This window comes from Peribacillus sp. FSL E2-0159, assembly GCF_038643155.1.
Lineage (GTDB): Bacteria > Bacillota > Bacilli > Bacillales > DSM-1321 > Peribacillus > Peribacillus simplex.
The window spans coordinates 3650761-3671315 of the sequence record NZ_CP152053.1 but is presented as its reverse complement, the minus strand read 5'-3'; the positions used below and the strand labels follow the sequence as shown (position 1 = coordinate 3671315).

The window sequence follows — 20555 nt, the reverse complement described above, 5'->3', positions numbered from 1 at the left end:
GCGGCTTTTGTCGTTTTTCGTTTTTTTGCTGTCTGCTTTCATTCGACTGCATAAAATCACCTCCTGTCTGTATTCTTGTTTAAAACTTCATTCTTCATTCTGCCATTGTTGTCGAAGGGCATAATAAATTAAGTGAAATGCACTTTCTTTGCCGATTCCCTTCTAGTTTTGTCAGTCATGAAGGGCTTTCAGATAAAAAAAAGAATAGTACAGGTAAAGAATGGGAGGGATCAGCATGGTCAATAAAAGTGTCGCAACAGAAGAGATATTAAGGATGATAGCTGAGATCAGTACCAGCCTGGATCGTTTGGAAATTTCATATGGGGAAACTGTAAATACAGTGCGGTGCAAACTATGGGCAGAGCAATATACATTAGTTAATGAAGCCCAGGAAGCCATTGAGAAAGCCGAAGATTATTGGGTAAATGCTGAAGGTATGAACCATTCCTTTTCCATTGTCCCGGAAAAAACAATAATAAAACACAAGGTATTCACTGAATTGCACGTATAAGCCGGAGGAATATCATTTTATAAAGAACTGGATTATACTAAGGGAAACAAATGTACGGAGGAATATATTGTGCAAAAAGAAAAACTGCAGCTATTAACAGAACAATTAATAAAATATACGGACCAAGCGGATGATATTTATGAGGGTGTACGCATGGAAGGAAAGGAAAAGGATTTCTTTTCGGAAGTCAAGCCGTTTGCAGACCAGGTCAGGACCGTATGCATCGAATGGGAAACCGGAATGAAGGAGTGGATGAAAGAAACCGAATTTAGGCATCTTTTCCCCGAGCAAATCGAACAAACCGCCCATAACCTTTCTGATGTGGCCGTTCAGGCATTTTTTCCTAAAACAAGTTATAAGCGATTTAAAAGCCATGTCCAATCGGTCGAATTCATCCTTAATAATGTAAAAACGGAAATCGATCGGATTTTATCATAAAAACACCTACACTTATTACCTCTTTTTTCATATATTATCAGAACCATGTAATGAAAAAAGAGGAGGGCTCATTGACATGATGAGATCCGGTTATAACCAAATCTCCCCAAATCAAGGACAGTTTCCTCAATCAATGCCGGAAAATTGGGGAGGATACCAACAGCCAATGCCGTATCCTCCGCCAAATAATCATAATCTTGAACAACCATTTATGTATCCTTACCATCTCCAGGATACAGGGGGCTATATGCCGCCATATCATGATCATTATCAGCAGGCGGCCTATCACCCATTCCAACCTGTCCAGCAGCAGGTGATGCCTGTGGGAGCTTATCCGGTCAGCAGTGTCATGCAGCCAATGGCACAAATGCAGCCAATGGCACAAATGCAGCCAATGGCACAAATGCAGCCAATGGCACAAATGCAGCCAATGGCACAAATGCAGCCAATGGCACAAATGCAGCCAATGGCACAAATGCAGCCAATGACACAAATGCACCCAATCCAGTCCAATCAGCCGCCGCAAGCTTTTAGTCCGTTCGCCAATCCGTTACAGCCAGCTAAAAGACCTCCGCAAAGTCAGCAGCAGGCTCAAAATCCATATCCCAAGCAGCAGTTCATGCAAAAACCTCAGCCTTCGGGTTTCAAATCGGTCATGAATCAGTTCAAAACACAAGATGGTTCCATGGATATAACGAAGATGATGAATACAGCTGGACAAATGATGAATACAGTTTCTCAAGTATCTTCAATGGTCAAAGGGGTAGGGGGCTTCTTCAAAGCTTAGATGGTGAATAAAGGAAAAGCAGACTTACAAGTGACCAGCCACTTTTTTAAGTCTGCTTTTATTTATGCCTATTGGATTTCAACCCGATTCCCTCTGATTTTGGGTATGTGAAGCGTGAGGATGCCATCGCGATGTCGAGCGGTCACTTTTGCTTCATCAATCGGTTTTGGAAAGGAAATAGTTCTTGAAAAAGTACCTGCTGAAACTTCTTTTTGGAACAATCCTTGATTTTTATGCTTTCGATCTACATGCTTTGCAGATATGGTTACGGAATGGTCAAGTACATCAATTGATATTTGGCTGCGTGCAATTCCGGGCAACGTGGCGGTAAGGGTATATTCTGAATGCGTTTCGTGAACATCAACAGGAAAGCTGCGTTCTTTCGCCGAACCAAAGAAATCGTCAAGAGATTGCAGCATGCCTTTAGGGGGCCTTTCAGAAAACAGCCGATCCATTTTGTTAATGAAATGGGTAAAGGGTTCTATTCGATTCTGATTATTATTTTTTTCAGAAGAGGTCATCACGTTACTCCTTTCTAAAAAATTCCTTTGCCTATAGGCTATGTGAGGAATGAAGAAATGTGAATGCACTGTTGGGTTTCAGATACAGGTCTATAGGGAATAACGTTACTGAATGATTAGTAAAGGAAATGAGGGATTAATATGACAGATAATAGCAAGCTTTCCTACATAGATACCGGGAAAGGAAATCAAACATTGTTGTTTATCCATGGATTTTGCGGAAGCCATGAATATTGGAGTGACATCATTGCTGAATTAAAGGATGAATACCGGGTTATTGCCGTTGATTTACGGGGGCATGGTGCAAGTGAGGAAATAGGGGGATCATTCTCGATTGAAGATATGGCTGATGATATTGTGTCATTTTTGGAAGAACTGGAAATCGGACAGGTATATATGTTTGGTCATTCGCTTGGGGGATATATCACCTTGGCATTCGCAGAAAGGTTTCCTGGGAAATTGTCTGGTTTTTCATTGGTACATTCTACAGCTTTCCCGGACGATGAGACTGGAAAGGCGGGGCGCTTAAAATCTGTCGAGAAAATCGAAAGTGAGGGAATGCCTGCTTTCATTGACGGACTTATACCAAAGCTTTTCGCTAATTCCGATGATCCCAATATTGACCATACAAAGGAAATCGGATATAAAACAAGTGAAATTGGTGCGATAGGGTCTTTACATGCCATGAGGAACAGAATAGACAGAAATCATGTACTAAAAGATACGAAGTTACCTGTCCTATTGGTTGCAGGTGAACAGGATAAGGTGATTCCCATTGAAAAAACCTTTTCTGTAAAAGGGAGCCATATCACTGAAGTTATACTTAAGGGCAGCGGCCATATGGGAATGTTGGAAGCTCCAAGCACACTAATCGAAGAAATCATTCGCTTTGTCGAGAAGAATAAGTGATAAAAGACCGAGCTGGAAACGAGATGTTGACGTTTCCAGCTTTTTTTTTTGAATAGGAAATAGTTTCCCTTTTGCATAGAACGTTCATTCGGTAGAATAGGAGTATGAGGTGGTTATATGAAACTGCGAAAAAATTTAAAAGAAGTTATCAAAGATTTAAAAACAAATGAAGAATTTAAAGATAATATAGTACATTGGCAAGTAATTGAAGCGAAACAGGCAAAACATGTTCCTTTTCCCGATGCAATGAATGATAAGATCAAGCATGCTCTTGAAATACGGGGGATAAATGGGTTATATACCCATCAGGCAACTGCATTTGATACTGCTGTCAGTGGCAATAGCCTTGTAGCGGTCACACCCACAGCTTCTGGTAAAACATTATGCTATAATTTGCCAGTACTTCAAAAAATACTGGAAGATGAAAAAACTAGGGCGCTTTATATTTTTCCGACAAAAGCACTGAGTTATGATCAAAAAAGCGAATTGAATGAAATGATTCATGAAATGGATGCTGAGATAAATAGTTATACATATGACGGGGACACACCTTCAAATATCAGGCAAAAAATCCGCCAAGCCGGACATATCGTGATCACCAATCCTGATATGCTCCATTCAGGAATCCTGCCCCATCATACGAAATGGGTCTCTTTGTTTGAAAACTTGAAGTATGTGGTCATCGATGAACTTCATATTTACCGCGGCGTTTTTGGAAGTCATACCGCCAACGTCATAAGAAGGTTAAAAAGGATCTGCAGGTTTTATGGAAGCGACCCTGTATTCATCTGTACTTCCGCTACGATCAATAACCCAAAAGAGTTGGCAGAAGAGCTTACGGAAAAACAAATGGTCCTTATCGATAATAACGGAGCCCCAAGTGGGAAAAAGCATTTTGTGTTTTACAATCCCCCAATAGTCAATAAACCGCTGAACATACGTAGGAGTGCGGTTTTGGAAGTCAGGAAGCTGGCAAATGAATTTTTGAAAAATAAAATTCAAACCATCGTTTTTGCGCGAAGCAGGGTTCGTGTGGAAATTCTATTGACATATTTACAGGAACTTGTGTCAAAGCAATTGGGGCCAAAATCGATCAGAGGCTATCGCGGTGGATATTTGCCAACACAGCGTAGAGAAATTGAACAAGGCCTCAGGGATGGTTCCATTTATGGAGTGGTTTCCACTAATGCACTTGAGTTGGGTGTCGATATCGGCCAGCTTCAGGTTTGCATAATGACTGGTTACCCTGGATCCATATCGAGTGCCTGGCAACAGGCGGGTCGGGCAGGAAGAAGGCATGGTGAAGCATTGATCATCATGGTCGGCAGTTCTAGTGCCCTTGATCAATATATCGTACAGCATCCCGATTATTTCTTTACCAGAAATCCAGAAACTGCAAGAATCAATCCGGATAATCTTTTGATCTTGGTTGATCATGTAAAATGTGCAGCATATGAGCTGCCATTTAAAAAAGACGATACCTTTGGGAAAACGGAGATTATGGACGTTCTTGAATTCCTTACGGAAGAAAGGGTCTTACACCTGAATGGGGACAAATGGCATTGGATGAATGATGCTTTTCCCGCAAGCAATATCAGCCTGCGTTCAGCGGCACAGGAAAATGTAGTGATCATCGACCAAACGAATGCACCGGTTAATCGGGTCATAGGGGAAATGGATACGTTCAGTGCAATGACCCTTCTCCATGATGAAGCCATTTATTTGCACCAGGGAATCCAATTTCAGGTGGAAGAACTTGATTGGGATGAAAAGAAAGCTTATGTACGTGAAGTCAATGTAGATTATTATACGGATGCAAACCTAGCTGTTCAGTTGTCTGTATTGGAAGTCGATAAACAGCGCACTTTCGCTTCCACAGCAGCTGCTTTTGGTGATGTCGCAATCCGGGCGATGCCTACGATCTTCAAAAAAATCAAATTCGAAACTCATGAAAATATTGGTTCAGGACCAATCAGTCTCCCGGAGATGGAACTGCACACGAGTTCGGCCATGCTTTCTATGGATTCCGATATATTTAAGTGGGACGAAAATCGAATAGAACAAGGAATGATAGGTGCCTCCCATGCTCTTAATTACATGATTCCGCTTTATGTTATGTGCGATCTGCATGATATTCATGTTTATCCGCAGGTTAAGGCAGCGCATAATGAAAAACCGACCATTTTTATCTATGATAGTTATCCGGGGGGCATAGGGTTAAGTGATAAAGTATATGAAAACTCTGAAGTCATTCTGCAGGAAACAATATCAATGATCGAAAATTGCACGTGTGAAAGCGGCTGTCCTTCCTGTATCGGGACGGAATCCGCAACGAAAACAGCCAAGAGTGATGCCAAACAATTATTGGGTCAATTTTGTAAGCAAAAACATTAATAGATTGCAGTGATAAGAGAAAAGAGGTGTAATTTTATGTCTTTAAAAAATAAATTGAACCGTATGAAAACGCATATGAACCTAGGGAAAAATCCTTCTCCTGTAGATGGAAATGACCAGACAGTGAATGAAGAAATTCCTTACATTGAAAAGTGGCTGGAGAACGATACCGTTTCCTTCCATTTCGATGGTGACTATTGTTTCATTAGGGAAGTCCGCTACCCTATAAATCACAAACACGGGTTATATGCATTTTCCGAGCTGGAAACGATCGTAAAAGAGTGGAATCAAACTTCATTGGAGCATCCGCTATCCGCTAGGGGCGTCAATAGTGAAGACCTGTTTTTTTTCGATACGGAAACGACAGGCCTTGGAGGCGGAGCCGGCAATACCATTTTTTTACTTGGTTATGCTTATTTAGAAGGAGAAGAAGTAGTCGTGAAGCAACATATCCTTCCGCAGCCTGGAAGTGAAATCCCGCTTTATCAAAGCTTTCTGGAAAACATCAATTACGAAACGCTTGTCACATATAATGGTAAATCCTTTGATTGGCCCCAGCTAAAAACCAGACATACCTTGATAAAAGAACATGTACCAAAACTACCGGAATTCGGACATTTCGATTTGTACCATGCTTCAAGACGCCTTTGGAGAAACAAATTGGAACGAGTGAAATTATCAGCAGTCGAAACAGATATTCTAGGTGTACATAGGGAAGATGATATTCCTGGATATTTGGCACCGATGATTTATTTTGATTTTGTTGAGAGGAAGAATCCGGAAATTTTGTTTGGGATCATGAAGCATAATGAATTGGATATCTTATCACTGATCACATTGTATATTCATTTGTCCCGAAAAATCCTCCAAATCGATGGATATACGGAAGAGTCCATGGAAATCGCGCGATGGCTCGCATATTTGGGAAAAAAAGAAGAGTCAGTTGAGACATATCAAAAAATATTGGAAGCAGGGAATGAGGAAGACCGGATAATAGCTGGCCATGCCTTAGCCTTCCAGAAGAAGAAGCAAAAACAATTCAATGAAGCGTTGGGAATTTGGAAGGAAGTAGCCTTAAAAGGGAATGTGCAAATTAGGATACAGGCACAGATTGAATGCGCAAAATTATATGAACATCAATTTAAGGACGCCGGTCTTGCTCTAAAATGTTCAATAATCGCACTTCAAGAGATGGAGAGAGAAGGGACCACTCCGGGGAAAAAACAATTGGAATTAGAAAAGAGAATCCATCGGCTCAAAAAGAAAGAGAAATCTAAGGGTATTTATGTATAAAATATGGGAATCGAAATGGTCTTTTAGTGCTAAAGGCTGAAAATAAAAAATATGTATACAATTATTGTAGCCTTCAACTATTATGTGTAAAATGGAAAGAGTTGAGGGTGAAATTCCAAAGCGTTCATTTCATTCCTTTACATCATAAATTCAAGGTGAAAGCGGAGCGAAGAAATGTATAAAACGACTTTATTTCTATTTTTTGTTGTCCTTTGTTTAACAATTGTTTTATTTACTTCATTAAAAGACAGTCTCTATTCCTTTTTGTAGAAAATTACCCTCAGTACAATTGAAGGGATAGCATTAATATAATAGTGTACTTATCGACAGCCATACATCGTTTTATACTTATTCTGTATAATTAGGTCATTTCATCAGTACACGTATCCCCTTTTTTTCATAGTCTGTAATGGTAAGACTAAACTTATCATGATGAAAGGGGACGAATTATAAATGTATTTTCGTAATTGTGGAGGAAATAAACCCCATGTAATGGGAGCATCCAACAATGTAATGGGAGCATCCGACAATGTGATGGGAGCATACGGGAACGCACCTGGAGTAATGGGCGCATCAACCGGTAAACACCCCAACAACGTAATGGGAGCGTCGGCCGGTAAACACCCCAACAACGTAATGGGAGCGTCAACCGGTAAAAACTCTAACGTAATGGGAGCCTATAGTCCATCTGCTGTATCTCCAGCGCAATATGGTCCATCTGCTGTGTCTCCAGCGCAATATGGTCCATCTGCTGTGTCTCCAGCGCAATATGGTCCAACACAAACATCTCCATCTCAAGTTGCCCCAGCGCAAGTCTCTCCAACACAGCAATATGTCAATACGAATGTATCGAACACAGTGATTCCTGTCGTTCATCCATCACATACTACAAATGTCAATAAACATGTGAACACGTATAAGCACTATTTCCCGCATACTCAATCCGTGGTGAACGAGTGCTATAATCAACACTTGATTTGTGGAAGGCCGCCGCATAACCCATGCTGTCCGCCTAGACATTTCGGATATTAAAAAATAAGGGCTTATTAAGCCCTTGTTTTCTTACATAATCATGTTAAAAGGAGATTAGCCAAGCGATGAAGGTTTTGTATATGACGGGCTATAAGGCTTTTGAATTCGGGATATTCAAAAATGACCATGAAGCCGTAAAATATATAAAGAAAGCGATGAAGCAACGTCTCCTTCCATTGGCGGAAGATGGGCTGGAATGGGTGATCATCTCAGGTCAGTTGGGTACGGAACTATGGGGTGCAGAAGTGGTGTTCGAATTACAGGAAGAATATAATCAGCTTAAATTAGGGGTGCTTACTCCTTTCCTGAAACAGGAAGAGTCTTGGAACGAGACGAATCAAGACTATTACCGATCCATATTGGCCCGTGCGGATTTTGTTGAGTCCATTTTCAACAAACCATATGAAGGTCCACAACAGCTGAAAATCAAAAATAGGTATATGGTCCATAAAAGCGATGCCATGCTCATCATTTTCGAAGCCGAAAAAGAGGGATCAGCCCGATATCCTTATTTCGAGGCGATGAAAAAAGCGGAAACACAGCCATACCCCATCTTTCAGATAAACTTTGATGATCTGCAACTGGCTGCGGAAGAAGCCAGCTGGTCCGAAGAATGATGGAGTGAAAATAATTATGGATTAAAAGTTGTTTCTAAAGCATAATCATATTATGATGAAATTTAGATACAGATTTAATGGGAATACATATCGTTCACTGAAACAGTAAGCATACTAAAAAGGTGTTTCGTTGACAAACCCAAGCAGATTTGAAAAAATAATAAAAAGTCGATTGTATTGGCGAAAGTATTGAGGTGAAGTCTTATGCTATCCGATAAGATAAAATTAACGGCTAAAGATATTCTTGAAAAAGATTTTAAAACAGCCATGCGAGGTTATAAACCTGAAGATGTGGATCAATTCCTGGATCTGATCATTAAAGATTATGAAGTGTTCCATCAGGAAATTGAAGATCTTAAACAAGAAAATCTTAAATTAAAAAAACTAGCCGAAGAGAGTACAAAACGTCCAAATCAACCTGCTCCAAGTGCCACTCCGGGAACCACTAACTTTGACATCCTTAAACGGTTATCCAACTTGGAAAAACACGTTTTTGGTAACAAGCTTTTTGACTGAGATTTTGCATTGTAAAAGTGAAAATGATTTTGGTATTGTGTTTTCATGAATAATGGAGTATAATCAATTATGTTATGTTAACGTTTGGGTAATTGCTGCTGCATTTATGCAGTAGAGGAAAGTCCATGCTCGCACGGACTGCGATGTCCGTAGTGTTCGTGCCTGGCGAAAAAATAAGCTTGGGCAGCAATCTTGGATTGCTGACGGCTGGGAAAATGCCTAAGTCCTTTTGGATATGGCATGAATACCTATAAAAGTGCCACAGTGACGGAGCCTTTACAGAAATGTAAAGGGTGGAACGAGGTAAACCCCACGAGCGAGAAACCCAAATTAATGGTAGGGGCGCTTTCTTCCTTGGAATTGAACGAGGAGAAGGACAGAAGCACATGCTTCTGTAGATAGATGATTACCGCCGAAGTACGAGACGCGAGTCGCTTGCAGTACTGAGGAACAAAACATGGCTTACAAAACGTTATCATATAACACCAAAAGCACAACTCTCCTTGTTAAAGGGGAGTTTTTGTTTATGGAGATTGCCCGATTATAAAAAGATTGGGCATTTCCATTTATTTTTCGTTTTCTGAAACACCGCTGTGTTAAACTTAGAACTTGGCAAGTTTTCCATTCCATTCGAAAAGTCGCAAGCGAAAAGTAAATGGCTTAAATGAAGTCTGTCGGTAGCGTTTTTAAAAATAGTGTTGGAATGTTAGGCATTTCCTTGATTCTGGGTATCCTATTTATACAGGTTCCTTAACTCTTCTGTAAGCCCTAAAATGAAGGTATCAAGACAGAACTTCAAATTTCAGGATAATGGATGGGAAGCATACATAATTGGTTTGGATTATTTCATATAATTGCAGCGTGTATCTTAAGGTACATGGATAATTGAGTAAAGCTTTATTTCACGGTAATTAATAAATGTTCTTTTAAGCTAGGCAAACAATGAAGAACTCTAACTAAAATATATAAAGACGGTGGACCTTTTAAATAAGGTTTACATGTAAAAAATCAATGCCTGATTCTTAATTACAAAAAATGAAGAAATTCGGGAAAAGGTGCCATTGATTTGGATTAATGGAAAGAAGGTGCAGGATTAATGAAACAATTCGATATTATCGCAACATCAGCAATGGGATTGGAATCAATTGTTGCCAAGGAGGTTCGGGATCTTGGTTACGATTGTCAAGTCGAAAATGGTAAAATCACGTATAAAGGGGACCAATCCGCCATTGCCCGCTCAAACTTATGGCTGCGCAGTGCCGATAGGGTGAAAATTAAAGTCGCAGAATTTAAAGCATATTCATTTGATGAGTTGTTTGAAAAAACAAAGGCATTGAATTGGGAAGATTACTTATCAGCCGATGTCGAGTTCCCCGTGAGTGGAAAATCAGTTAAGTCACAGCTTTACAGTGTCCCTGATTGTCAGGCTATTGTCAAAAAGGCGATTGTTGATAGATTGAAAAGCAAATATAAGCAAGTATCTTGGTTTGCAGAGACTGGCCCTTTGTTTAAAATTGAAGTGTCTATTTTAAAAGATGTAGTGACACTTACCTTGGACACTTCAGGCGCGGGTTTGCATAAACGGGGATATCGGACAGGGCAGGGGGAGGCACCCCTTAAAGAAACATTGGCGGCTGCGTTAATCATGCTGACCAATTGGAAACCGGATAAACCTTTCATAGATCCATTTTGTGGATCTGGAACGATTCCCATCGAGGCGGCCTTAATCGGGCAGAACATAGCACCTGGGTTTAACAGGGAATTCGTTTCTGAAACCTGGTCATGGATGGACAGTAAGGTTTGGGATGAAGCACGGATTGAGGCTGAAGATTTAGCCGATTATGATCAGTACTTGGACATATCCGGTTGTGATATTGACCATCGAATGGTCGATATAGCTAAAGCGAATAGTTTTGAAGCCGGTCTTGGTGATCTGATTGAATTCAAACAAATGCAGGTGAGGGATATCTCGACCAGGAAAGAGTATGGTGTCATTGTCGGGAACCCGCCTTATGGAGAACGTCTTGGTGAGAAAAAAGCGGTTGAGCAGATGTATAGAGAAATGGGCAAAGCCTTTAAGAAGCTTGATACATGGTCAGTATACATGATTACCTCCAATCCTGACTTCGAACAGCATTACGGTAAGCCTGCAACGAAAAAAAGGAAATTGTTCAATGGTTTCATCCGTGCTGACCTTTATCAATATTGGGGGAAAAGGCCGCCAAGGCAGCCTCAAGGTGAATGAGTAGGTAGAATATAACGGAGGATTTTGATAGTCAGGACGATTTATTCATAATAGGTTCCAGTCTTGCTTATCATTTCCTTTTCTGTTATTCTAATAATGAATTATTTTTGTTCAGATTTAAGGAATACCTTAATATTCTTTTGAGCAAGGATAGTAATATAATGTGTGGAGAACACACTAGGAGGCAACAAAAATGGAACAAGGTAAAGTAAAATGGTTTAACGCAGAAAAAGGTTTTGGATTCATCGAACGTGAAGGTGGAGACGATGTATTCGTACATTTCTCAGCTATCCAAGGCGAAGGTTTCAAAACACTTGAAGAAGGCCAAGACGTTACATTTGATGTAGAACAAGGTCAACGTGGACCACAAGCATCAAACGTAAACAAAGCTTAATTCAACCCTATATTATTTACAGACAGGCTCTCTTTTGGGGCCTGTCTTTTATTTTACGAATCGGGCAACCAGCAGCTTACATAGAAAAACATACATAATACGTTTCATTGCTGATAGTTGGTAAATATCTTGACTATTAATGTGAAATAAAGGATAATATACTTTTGCTTAAGATTATAATGTTTCGGATTCTATATACTGATGATAGATAAAAGGGGAGACCATGATGCTTAAAACACTGCCTTTTTCGGTAACAAAGGAAGATTCTTTTTACGATAAGCTTTCAGAATGGATCGGAGATGTTTTTTACGATATTCTTCCCGAAAAAGGATTTGAGCTGCGTGACGAACAAATCTTCATGGCTTTTCAGTTAGAAAAAGCCTTTAAAGAAAAGAATGTAAGTTTTGCTGAAGCAGGGGTAGGGACCGGTAAGACATTGGTCTATTTACTATATGCGATTTGTTATGCGAGATATACGAATAAACCTGCAATTATTTCTTGTGCAGATGAAACGTTGATTGAACAGCTTGTCAAAGAGGAAGGCGACATCCAAAAAATCAAGAATGCTTTAGGTATTGAAGTGGATGTTCGGCTTGCTAAATATCACGATCAATATGTATGTCTTAAGAAATTGGATTACGCAGTGAATCATGAAGATTCAGAGGGAATAGATCAGCTCTATGATGAACTTCCCAAGTTTGTCCATGATAACTCATCCATGAACGCCTATACAGCGTATGGTGACCGTAAACAGTATCCATATTTAAATGATGAAGACTGGTCTAAGGTTGGATGGGATCAGCTTCAAAACTGTTTTACTTGTGATAAACGCCATCGTTGTGGGCAAACCTTATCACGGGACCACTACCGAAAATCAAGTGACTTGATCATTTGTTCACATGACTTCTTCATGGAGCATGTATGGACTAAGGAAAAGCGTAAGCGTGAAGGACAGTTACCATTGCTGCCTGATCATAGCTGCGTTGTCTTTGATGAAGGTCATCTTTTGGAATTTGCTGCTCAAAAGGCTTTAACTTATAAAGTTGGGGAACAAACCCTTGCTTCAGTTTTGGAATTGCTTACAGCCAATCAGGTTCGTGAAGAAACCTTATACATCATTGAGGACTTGATTGATATCAATGAAGAATTTTTTGATTTATTGGATGAAAAAGCGATACATGTCAGCGGATCTAATCGTTATGAAATCCCGATGTCCAAAGAAATAACAAGCTTTGCCCAAAAGCTTCACAAAAAGGTTGAAGAGTTAGAGGAGAACCTTGTTTTTGAAGCGGAAATGTACACGATTAATGATTATGATTTAAAAGTGACGGAAGAGTATTTAGAGCAGCTGGGCTACTCCCTTTCTCTATTTGTGAAGGATGAACAGGCCGTTTCCTGGTTTGAAGAAAATGAAATGACCAAAACATTGGTCATCATGCCAAGGCTTGTACAGGATATTTTGTCTGAACAGGTATTCTCTAAAAAAATCCCTTACATTTTTTCATCGGCAACATTATCGGATAATAAATCCTTCCAATATATTGCAGATAGTTTAGGGATAGAAAAGTATGACAGCTTCTCCGTTGAATCGCCATTTGATTACGATGAAGTCATGAAAATGAACATGCCGGTCTTCGAAAAGGGAGATCAATTGGCAAAACTTCAATATACAATGAAGACAATTGAGGAAAATGAAGGTCGAACACTAGTGTTGTTTCATTCAAAAGAAGAATTGCATTGGTTCAAGGAAAACTGCACAATATCTTCTTATCCATTTTATTTTGAAGGGGAAGCGGAAATCAGCGAGCTTGTTAAGAAGTTCCAAGAAGATGAGCAATCTGTCCTTTTCTCCTATCATTTATGGGAAGGGCTTGATGTTCCAGGACCTTCATTACAAAATGTAGTGATACACTCTCTTCCATTCCCGCCACGCGATCCAGTTTTCGAGGCCAAACGCAACTCGGTTACCGACGCATTTGAAGAAGTGGATCTTCCATACATGCTCCTTCGATTGCGCCAGGGAATAGGGCGATTGATCAGGACGAGCAATGATACGGGAACAGTCCAGATTTTGATTGAAAAGGATCTTTCGGAACAGGTGAAAGAGAAGATTGTATCTGTTCTTCCTGTAACGCTTTAACTCAATCCAATCCAAAATAAGAGCCAAGGTGCCCCTTGGCTCTTATTTTAATTTATTAATCGGAGTGGTTCTGAAATGAAAGATTTTTGTATAATATGGTAAAGTGTAGTTGGAAGGAGCAGTGAATATGACAAAAAAGGGTTTCGATCTGATAGAAAAAGAATTTAAAGAATATGTAAAGAAAATCTCGGCCTATAATGAAGCTCTCGCGTTAATTTTTTGGGATTTGCGTACAGGTTCACCGAAAAAGGGAGTTGAGCAGCGTTCCGAAGTTATCGGCGTGCTTTCCTCCGAGGTGTTTAATATGAGCACAAGTAAAGAAATGGAATCCTTCATTTCAGAACTTTCGATGGAGAAAGCCACTCTTAGTGAAACGACGAATAAAATGGTACTAGAGTGTAAAAAAGAGTTTGAAAGGAATAAGAAAATTCCTGCAAACGAATATAAGGAATTCGTCATTTTACAATCGCGTTCTGAAAGTGCATGGGAAGAGGCAAGGGAAAAAGCGGATTTTTCTTTATTTCAACCTTATCTGGAGCAAATTGTTGCTTATACCCGTAGGTTCGTAGAGTACTGGGGATATGAAGGGACGAAATATAATACCCTTTTAGATATGTATGAACCAGGTATGACTGTAGATATACTTGACAGCGTATTCAGTGAGCTTCGTTCGAGGATCGTTCCTTTGGTAAAACAAATTGCTGAAAGCGAACATAGACCTGAAACAGCGTTCCTTTATAAAGAATTTCCAAAAGAAAAACAGCATCTACTCAACTTGGAAGTTTTAAAACAGCTAGGATACGATTTCCAGGCTGGCAGGCTGGATGAAACAGTTCACCCTTTCGCGACTGGAATAAATAGGGGCGATGTCCGGGTGACGACCCGATACGATGAAAATGATTTTAGGGGGGCAATCTTTGGTACCATTCATGAGTGTGGACATGCCATTTATGAGCAGAATATTGCCGAAGAGTTAACCGGAACACTTCTCGATAGCGGGACATCAATGGGGATCCATGAATCACAATCTTTGTTTTTCGAAAACTTCATTGGACGGAACCATAGCTTCTGGAAAAATAAATTTTCCTTATTAAAAGAGTATGCTCCCGAACAATTCACTGATGTGACGCTGGATGAATTTTACCGGGGCATTAACGAATCAAAACCATCGTTCATCCGTATTGAAGCAGATGAACTGACGTATCCTCTACATATTATGATTCGGTATGAACTGGAAAAGGCTCTCTTTAATGGAGAACTTGAAGTGAAGGATTTACCGGAAGTCTGGAATGAAAAATACAAGGATTATTTGGGAATTGTGCCTGAAAATGATGCAATGGGTGTGTTGCAAGATGTACATTGGGCAGATGGCAGCTTTGGGTATTTCCCTTCATATGCATTGGGTTATATGTATGCAGCCCAAATCAAGCAATCGATGCTTAAAGATTTGCCTGATTTTGATGGACTGTTGGAAGCGGGTGATATTGAGCCCATCAGGAAATGGCTTAATGAAAAGATACATAAATACGGAAAAACAAAAAAGCCTCTTGAGATTTTGAAAGAAACGACAGGGGAAGGCCTGAATGTTCAGTATTTAATACAGTATCTTGAAAATAAATATAAAGAAGTTTATAAAATCAAATGAATTAAAAGGAAGAAGGACTTGGATTAAATGTCAAGGCCTTCTTCCTTTTTTATGGGTCTGTAACGTGATGTTTTTCTTGATAGGAAAATTCATGTTATTTAGTCCTCGTGATTTCATAATTTTCTAATAATACGAATGATGATTTATTTTTTTAATTGAAAGTTCGGTTTTTTATCAAAAATTACTTTTCAAATAAAGCCAGCGTTGTTATAATTCATATATTAATAAAATATAAAGTTCCACTCGTATAATAGCAGGGATATGGCCTGCAAGTTTCTACCGGATTACCGTAAATAATTCGACTATGGGTGAGTAATAGATCTTGTTGCGTAAATGAAGGCTTTTGCTGATTCATTTTTCATTCATGCCCAAGAAGTATTGCTTCACTCCAAAAAAGTGTCGCAATGTTTCTTGGGCTTTTTTATATGCCGGGAAACATTTGCGTGTTTATGGGTCAATAAACATCCAAGATTGGGAGGAACCTTCATGCAACTTTTAAAGGGAAAAATCTTGTCCGAGGGTCAAGCTTTATCAGAAGATATATTAAAAGTAGATTCATTCTTAAATCATCAAATGGATCCTATCTTAATGAAAGAAATTGGTAAAGAATTCGTAAAACGTTTTGAAAAAAAGGAAATAACGAAAGTGCTGACGATTGAATCTTCAGGCATTGGACCTGGTTTGATGGCTGCGTTGGAATTGGAAGTTCCGCTAATTTTTGCCCGTAAACGTAAATCACTTACTTTAACAAATGATTTAGTGACGGCGTCCGTTCATTCCTTTACAAAAAAAGAAACCAATACCATTACTGTATCCAATAAATATATTGAAGCTGGAGATAAGGTTTTGATCATCGATGATTTCCTTGCGGTCGGACAGGCAGCCCGGGGCTTGGTGGAAATCTGTAAGCAGGTTGGAGCAGAAGTAGCCGGAATCGGCATCGTGATTGAAAAAGCATTCCAAAGTGGTGGTAAGGATCTTAGGGAACAAGGTTTTCAAGTGGAATCACTTGCGCGAATTGCTGAGTTGAAATTCGGTGAGATAACGTTCGCTGACGAAAAGGAAGGAGCAACCGTCAATGTCTAATCAATCACCATTAAAAGTAGCTTCCTTAGGATTACAACATGTTCTTGCCATGTATGCCGGTGCAGTCGTCATTCCATTGATTGTCGGTGGGGCGCTCGGATTGACTGCAGCGCAGTTAACTTATTTAGTTTCGATAGACATTTTGATGTGCGGGATAGCAACTTTATTGCAAGTGTGGAAAAATAAATTCTTTGGAATTGGGCTTCCGGTCGTCCTAGGCTGCACATTCACAGCAGTTAGCCCGATGATTGCAATTGGTACACAATATGGAATCAACTCCATTTATGGATCTATATTGGTGTCGGGATTGATCGTCGTTATCATTAGTAAATTCTTCGGAAAACTGGCAAGGTTCTTCCCACCCATTGTCACTGGATCGGTCGTTTTGATTATTGGCATTACGCTTATTCCTGTTGCCATCAACAATCTTGGTGGAGGCCAAGGGGCTGCTGATTTTGGTGACTTGAATAATGTAGCTCTTGGTTTTGGAACTTTGTTATTCATCATATTCATGTATAAATTTTCGTCTGGATTCGTCCGCTCCATTTCTATTTTATTGGGGCTGTTAGTCGGAACATTTGCAGCTTTCTTGCTTGGAAAAGTGGATTTTAGCTCAGTGGTCAGTGCCACTTGGCTGCATATGCCTCATTTTTTCTACTTTGGAGCTCCGACATTTAACGTCACGGCGATCATTACAATGACTTTGGTGGCAATTGTCAGCTTGGTGGAATCGACTGGTGTTTATTATGCCCTTGGTGAAATAACGGACAAAGAGATTTCAGAAGACGATTTAGCTCGCGGATATCGTTCTGAAGGGCTTGCCATCATGATTGGCGGTTTGTTCAATGCGTTTCCATATACGGCTTTTTCACAAAATGTCGGATTGATTCAATTGTCAGGCATTAAAACGAGAAATGTCATATACACTACAGCGGGCATTCTTATTTTCATTGGTTTTGTTCCGAAAATTGGTGCATTCACGACCATTATCCCTTCATCCGTGCTTGGCGGTGCAATGGTTGCGATGTTCGGGATGGTAATTGCCGCTGGAATTAAGATGTTGAGCAAAGTAGATTTTGCTTCTCAAGAAAATTTATTGATCATCGCTTGTTCCGTAGGTATGGGCCTTGGGGTGACGGTCGTTCCTGAACTATTTGCGCAAATTCCGGAAAGCTTTCAAATCTTAACGGAAAACGGTATTGTAGCAGGAAGTTTGACAGCCATTTTCTTGAATATCGTCTTTAACATCATTCCTACAAAAGGGAAGGTGAAGGAAGCGCGTATTGAAGGGCAAAATGTAGCCTGATTAAAAATAGATTCGGTAAACTTGATAGATTCGCCCTTTTAAATGCCCACAATCCTCAGGCGATGAGGATTGTGGGCATTTTTTCATTGTGGCCGAAGGCATATCATTGATATAGAATTTGGAGTTTTGTCAGATAAAAGGAAACTCTATTCACTTTTTGAATATATTGATAGTATATGTACAGGAAAGTAGTGATAGGATGGAGAAAAAATATTGTATTCATTGTCGAACTATTCTAAGCCAGGAGTATAGGTGCAGTGTTTGTGGAAAAGAGGAGTTTCAAAATATAATAATTCAAGTGCAAAATCAATCTTCAGTAAAGAAAGAAGAATGAAAGCGCCCCCTTACCGATTATGGGTAAGGGGGTTTTATGTTACATGATTACATTTCGATCATTAAGATGATATGAAGAGTACCTACGCCTTTTAATGAAATGGGTAAATTGATTGCTTCATGAGTATTGCCCACAATGAAGGTTGGAGGGGTAATATCAATTAATGTATTCTCTCCTGCTAAAGAGGTGGCGATATTACCGGCAAGCATGTTGCCGAGTTCTGCTGCAAAAGATTCAAGCATTTCACCTTCTAAGGGTATGCCAAACATGCTTTCACCTATTATGATCATGCATCCGTTTGTTTCCTCAATAATTATTCTTCCGCGGATATCCCCTGTCATGCCAATAAGGACGCTAATGATTCCTGTTCGAAAGGCTGTCTAATGAGGACGGCGTTTAAACGTCCAAAGAGAAAGGGATAACGGACTTAACTGCCAGGATGGTCCCCATTTAACACTTTTGTGATTATAGTGTCGATTTCCATTTTCGTTCCTCCGCTTGTAAGATTATGTTCACTATTTTATCAAATACATAGTCTTTTTTACCTGGTTTTTTTAGAAAAAAAGAAAAAATATTCTGAACAGCCAATAAATATGACCATTTAGCGATAAAGCATAAATGATATCCCTGTGGGTATATTAACCATATCATGAATAATAAGGGGTGGAATCATGCCGTATTTATTATCTGCATCTCATATAAAGCTGCCACATTTACTTTCTCAGGAAAAAATCATGGAATTTTCGAGAGAAATATTTGGAGCCTCATTTAAGAATATAGAACGGTTACTAAAAGCCTTTAAGAATGGACAAGTAGAAAATCGATATTTTTCAAATGATCTTGATTGGTTTAAAGAGGATCATGCTTTTGCCGATCGGAATGATTTATATATTCAGCAGGCAGTCAAGTTTGGGAAAGAAGCAATAGAAAAATGCTTAGCCAATACAGAATTTTTAAAAGAAGAACTGCAGGCAACAGAGCTAGATGCTTTCTTCTTTATCTCAAGCACTGGGATTGCTACCCCGACAATTGATGCCAGGATAATGAATGAACTTACATTTAACCCTCATGTTAAAAGGATTCCGATTTGGGGACTTGGCTGTGCGGGGGGAGCAAGTGGTCTATCTCGTGCTTTTGAATATTGCCAAGCATACCCGACGGCGAAGGTTATTGTTTTAAGTGTGGAGTTATGCAGTCTGACATTTCAAAAGAATGATATTTCCAAAAGCAATTTAATTGGAACTTCCTTATTTTCTGATGGAGTAAGCTGTGTTTTGGTTTGCGGTGATGAAGTGCCGGATGAACAGTTTTCAAAAAAAGTAAGTCATTTGCAATTTTTGGATTCGCAATCTACGCTAATGCCGGATTCATTGGATGTAATGGGTTGGGACGTTAAAGATCAGGGGCTATACGTGATCTTTTCGAAAGATATCCCTACAATCATCAAAGATTGGCTTAAACCTAATGTTCAAGAGTTCTTAATGGAGAATGGTCTCGATCTGAGGGATATAAAAGATTTCATTGCTCACCCCGGAGGCAAAAAAGTAATTGATGCATATCACGAAGCCCTCGGGTTCGATGAAAGTATGACGGCAGAGTCAATGAATGTATTGCGGGAATTTGGCAATATGTCCTCAGCAACCATTTTGTATGTCCTGGAGAGGTTCATGCAGCGTGGCGGGAATAAAGGTGAGGTTGGCTTGGCCGCTGCATTGGGGCCTGGTTTTTCATCAGAACTTGTGTTAATGAGGTGGAAGTGATGATCTTCGCCATTTTCATTATCTTGATTGCTATTCAGCGCCTGGTTGAATTATACATCGCCAAACAAAATGAAAAACAGCTGAAAGTTGCAGGAGCAGTAGAATACGGTGAGTCCCATTACAGATGGATGGTTCTGATGCACCTTAGTTTTTTTATTATTCTCATTATTGAAGTGGTCGTGCTTGAAAGAGATGTGGCTGGACTTTGGCCAATTTGGCTGACCCTTTTTATAATTGCGCAGTCAGGCAGGATTTGGGTAATCCGGTCATTGGGAAAACATTGGAACACAAAAATCATAGTGGTTCCTGATGCCGATGTAGTCATAAAAGGTCCTTATAAATATTTCAAGCATCCGAACTATATCATAGTGGCAACTGAGATTATAGTTATTTCCTTGCTATTCAATGCATACTATACTGCTATCATCTTTAGTTTATTGAATGTTTGGATGATGACGGTAAGAATCCCACTAGAAGAGAAGGCATTAAAGGAACATACGGAATATTCTGCGGTTTTTAAGGGAAAATAATAAAAAAATTTAATTTCTTATTGAAAATGATTATCGTTCGTGATAAGATTCTAAATGAAGATGAAAATTATTCTCATTAGGATTTTGATAAATTTAT

The 20555-nt window shown here is 39.5% G+C and carries 19 protein-coding genes, 1 other RNA gene and 1 riboswitch; of the genes, 18 read left to right on the top strand and 2 right to left on the bottom strand.

Annotated elements, in window-relative coordinates; translation table 11 throughout:
• The first annotated feature begins 235 nt into the window (after positions 1 to 235).
• The 3 genes from NYE63_RS17850 to NYE63_RS17840 all read left to right on the top strand — a co-directional run bounded on the left by NYE63_RS17850 (position 236) and on the right by NYE63_RS17840 (position 1736).
• Positions 236 to 511 carry a hypothetical protein gene (locus tag NYE63_RS17850; RefSeq protein WP_342602131.1) on the top strand — a complete coding sequence of 92 codons (276 nt, stop codon included), beginning with the start codon at positions 236 to 238 and terminating at the stop codon, positions 509 to 511.
• Between the two features lie 69 nt (positions 512 to 580).
• A complete protein-coding gene (locus tag NYE63_RS17845) occupies positions 581 to 949 on the top strand; it encodes a YppE family protein (RefSeq protein WP_342602130.1) in 369 nt (122 codons plus the stop codon).
• A 76-nt stretch (positions 950 to 1025) separates the two neighbouring features.
• Positions 1026 to 1736, top strand: a complete 711-nt coding sequence (locus tag NYE63_RS17840; RefSeq protein ID WP_342602129.1) for a YppG family protein — start codon at positions 1026 to 1028, stop codon at positions 1734 to 1736.
• A 68-nt stretch (positions 1737 to 1804) separates the two neighbouring features.
• Here NYE63_RS17840 and NYE63_RS17835 read toward each other — a convergent pair whose 3' ends face one another.
• Positions 1805 to 2257, bottom strand: coding sequence for an Hsp20/alpha crystallin family protein (locus tag NYE63_RS17835; protein ID WP_342602128.1), 453 nt, complete (start codon positions 2255 to 2257; stop codon positions 1805 to 1807).
• A 141-nt stretch (positions 2258 to 2398) separates the two neighbouring features.
• Between NYE63_RS17835 and NYE63_RS17830 the strand changes: the two genes are divergently transcribed.
• From NYE63_RS17830 to NYE63_RS17770, 13 genes are all read left to right on the top strand, one after another.
• Positions 2399 to 3166, top strand: a complete 768-nt coding sequence (locus NYE63_RS17830; protein ID WP_342602127.1) for an alpha/beta hydrolase — start codon at positions 2399 to 2401, stop codon at positions 3164 to 3166.
• Between the two features lie 117 nt (positions 3167 to 3283).
• Positions 3284 to 5560, top strand: a complete 2277-nt coding sequence (locus NYE63_RS17825) for a DEAD/DEAH box helicase (protein WP_342602126.1) — start codon at positions 3284 to 3286, stop codon at positions 5558 to 5560.
• A 36-nt stretch (positions 5561 to 5596) separates the two neighbouring features.
• Positions 5597 to 6853, top strand: a complete 1257-nt coding sequence (locus NYE63_RS17820; protein ID WP_342602125.1) for a ribonuclease H-like domain-containing protein — start codon at positions 5597 to 5599, stop codon at positions 6851 to 6853.
• Between the two features lie 453 nt (positions 6854 to 7306).
• On the top strand, positions 7307 to 7885 hold the full coding sequence (locus tag NYE63_RS17815; RefSeq protein WP_342602124.1) for a CotD family spore coat protein: 579 nt from the start codon (positions 7307 to 7309) through the stop codon (positions 7883 to 7885).
• A gap of 65 nt (positions 7886 to 7950) precedes the next feature.
• The gene (locus NYE63_RS17810) at positions 7951 to 8502 is read left to right on the top strand and encodes a DUF1273 domain-containing protein (RefSeq protein WP_342602123.1); all 552 of its coding nucleotides are present in this window, start codon (positions 7951 to 7953) and stop codon (positions 8500 to 8502) included.
• Positions 8503 to 8706: 204 nt separating this feature from the next.
• Positions 8707 to 9018 (top strand): cell division regulator GpsB, encoded by a 312-nt coding sequence (gene gpsB / locus NYE63_RS17805; protein ID WP_076365757.1) that lies wholly within the window; start codon positions 8707 to 8709, stop codon positions 9016 to 9018.
• An 80-nt stretch (positions 9019 to 9098) separates the two neighbouring features.
• Positions 9099 to 9488, top strand: an RNA gene (gene rnpB, locus NYE63_RS17800) — RNase P RNA component class B.
• A 626-nt stretch (positions 9489 to 10114) separates the two neighbouring features.
• Positions 10115 to 11263 (top strand): class I SAM-dependent RNA methyltransferase, encoded by a 1149-nt coding sequence (locus NYE63_RS17795; protein ID WP_342602122.1) that lies wholly within the window; start codon positions 10115 to 10117, stop codon positions 11261 to 11263.
• A 193-nt stretch (positions 11264 to 11456) separates the two neighbouring features.
• Positions 11457 to 11657 carry a cold-shock protein gene (locus tag NYE63_RS17790; protein WP_034307871.1) on the top strand — a complete coding sequence of 67 codons (201 nt, stop codon included), beginning with the start codon at positions 11457 to 11459 and terminating at the stop codon, positions 11655 to 11657.
• Positions 11658 to 11883: 226 nt separating this feature from the next.
• On the top strand, positions 11884 to 13797 hold the full coding sequence (locus NYE63_RS17785; protein ID WP_342602121.1) for an ATP-dependent DNA helicase: 1914 nt from the start codon (positions 11884 to 11886) through the stop codon (positions 13795 to 13797).
• 127 nt (positions 13798 to 13924) lie between these two features.
• Entirely contained in the window at positions 13925 to 15442 is a 1518-nt protein-coding gene (locus NYE63_RS17780) for a carboxypeptidase M32 (RefSeq protein ID WP_342602120.1), read from the top strand.
• A 223-nt stretch (positions 15443 to 15665) separates the two neighbouring features.
• A riboswitch (purine riboswitch) is annotated at positions 15666 to 15767 on the top strand.
• Positions 15768 to 15928: 161 nt separating this feature from the next.
• Positions 15929 to 16528, top strand: coding sequence for a xanthine phosphoribosyltransferase (locus NYE63_RS17775; protein ID WP_342602119.1), 600 nt, complete (start codon positions 15929 to 15931; stop codon positions 16526 to 16528).
• On the top strand, positions 16521 to 17834 hold the full coding sequence (locus tag NYE63_RS17770; RefSeq protein ID WP_342602118.1) for a nucleobase:cation symporter-2 family protein: 1314 nt from the start codon (positions 16521 to 16523) through the stop codon (positions 17832 to 17834). Before NYE63_RS17775 ends, NYE63_RS17770 begins: the two co-directional genes overlap by 8 nt.
• Positions 17835 to 18215: 381 nt before the next feature.
• On the opposite strand, the gene NYE63_RS17765 is transcribed toward NYE63_RS17770, so the two are convergent.
• Positions 18216 to 18509: a chemotaxis protein CheX gene (locus NYE63_RS17765; protein WP_342602117.1), complete on the bottom strand. Its 294-nt coding sequence runs from the start codon at positions 18507 to 18509 to the stop codon at positions 18216 to 18218.
• A gap of 330 nt (positions 18510 to 18839) precedes the next feature.
• Between NYE63_RS17765 and NYE63_RS17760 the strand changes: the two genes are divergently transcribed.
• Together NYE63_RS17760 and NYE63_RS17755 are read left to right on the top strand one after the other, a co-directional pair.
• Positions 18840 to 19928, top strand: a complete 1089-nt coding sequence (locus NYE63_RS17760; protein ID WP_342602116.1) for a 3-oxoacyl-[acyl-carrier-protein] synthase III C-terminal domain-containing protein — start codon at positions 18840 to 18842, stop codon at positions 19926 to 19928.
• Positions 19928 to 20458 (top strand): isoprenylcysteine carboxylmethyltransferase family protein, encoded by a 531-nt coding sequence (locus NYE63_RS17755; RefSeq protein WP_342602115.1) that lies wholly within the window; start codon positions 19928 to 19930, stop codon positions 20456 to 20458. The genes NYE63_RS17760 and NYE63_RS17755 overlap by 1 nt, the downstream gene beginning before the upstream one ends.
• The last annotated feature ends 97 nt before the right edge of the window (positions 20459 to 20555 follow it).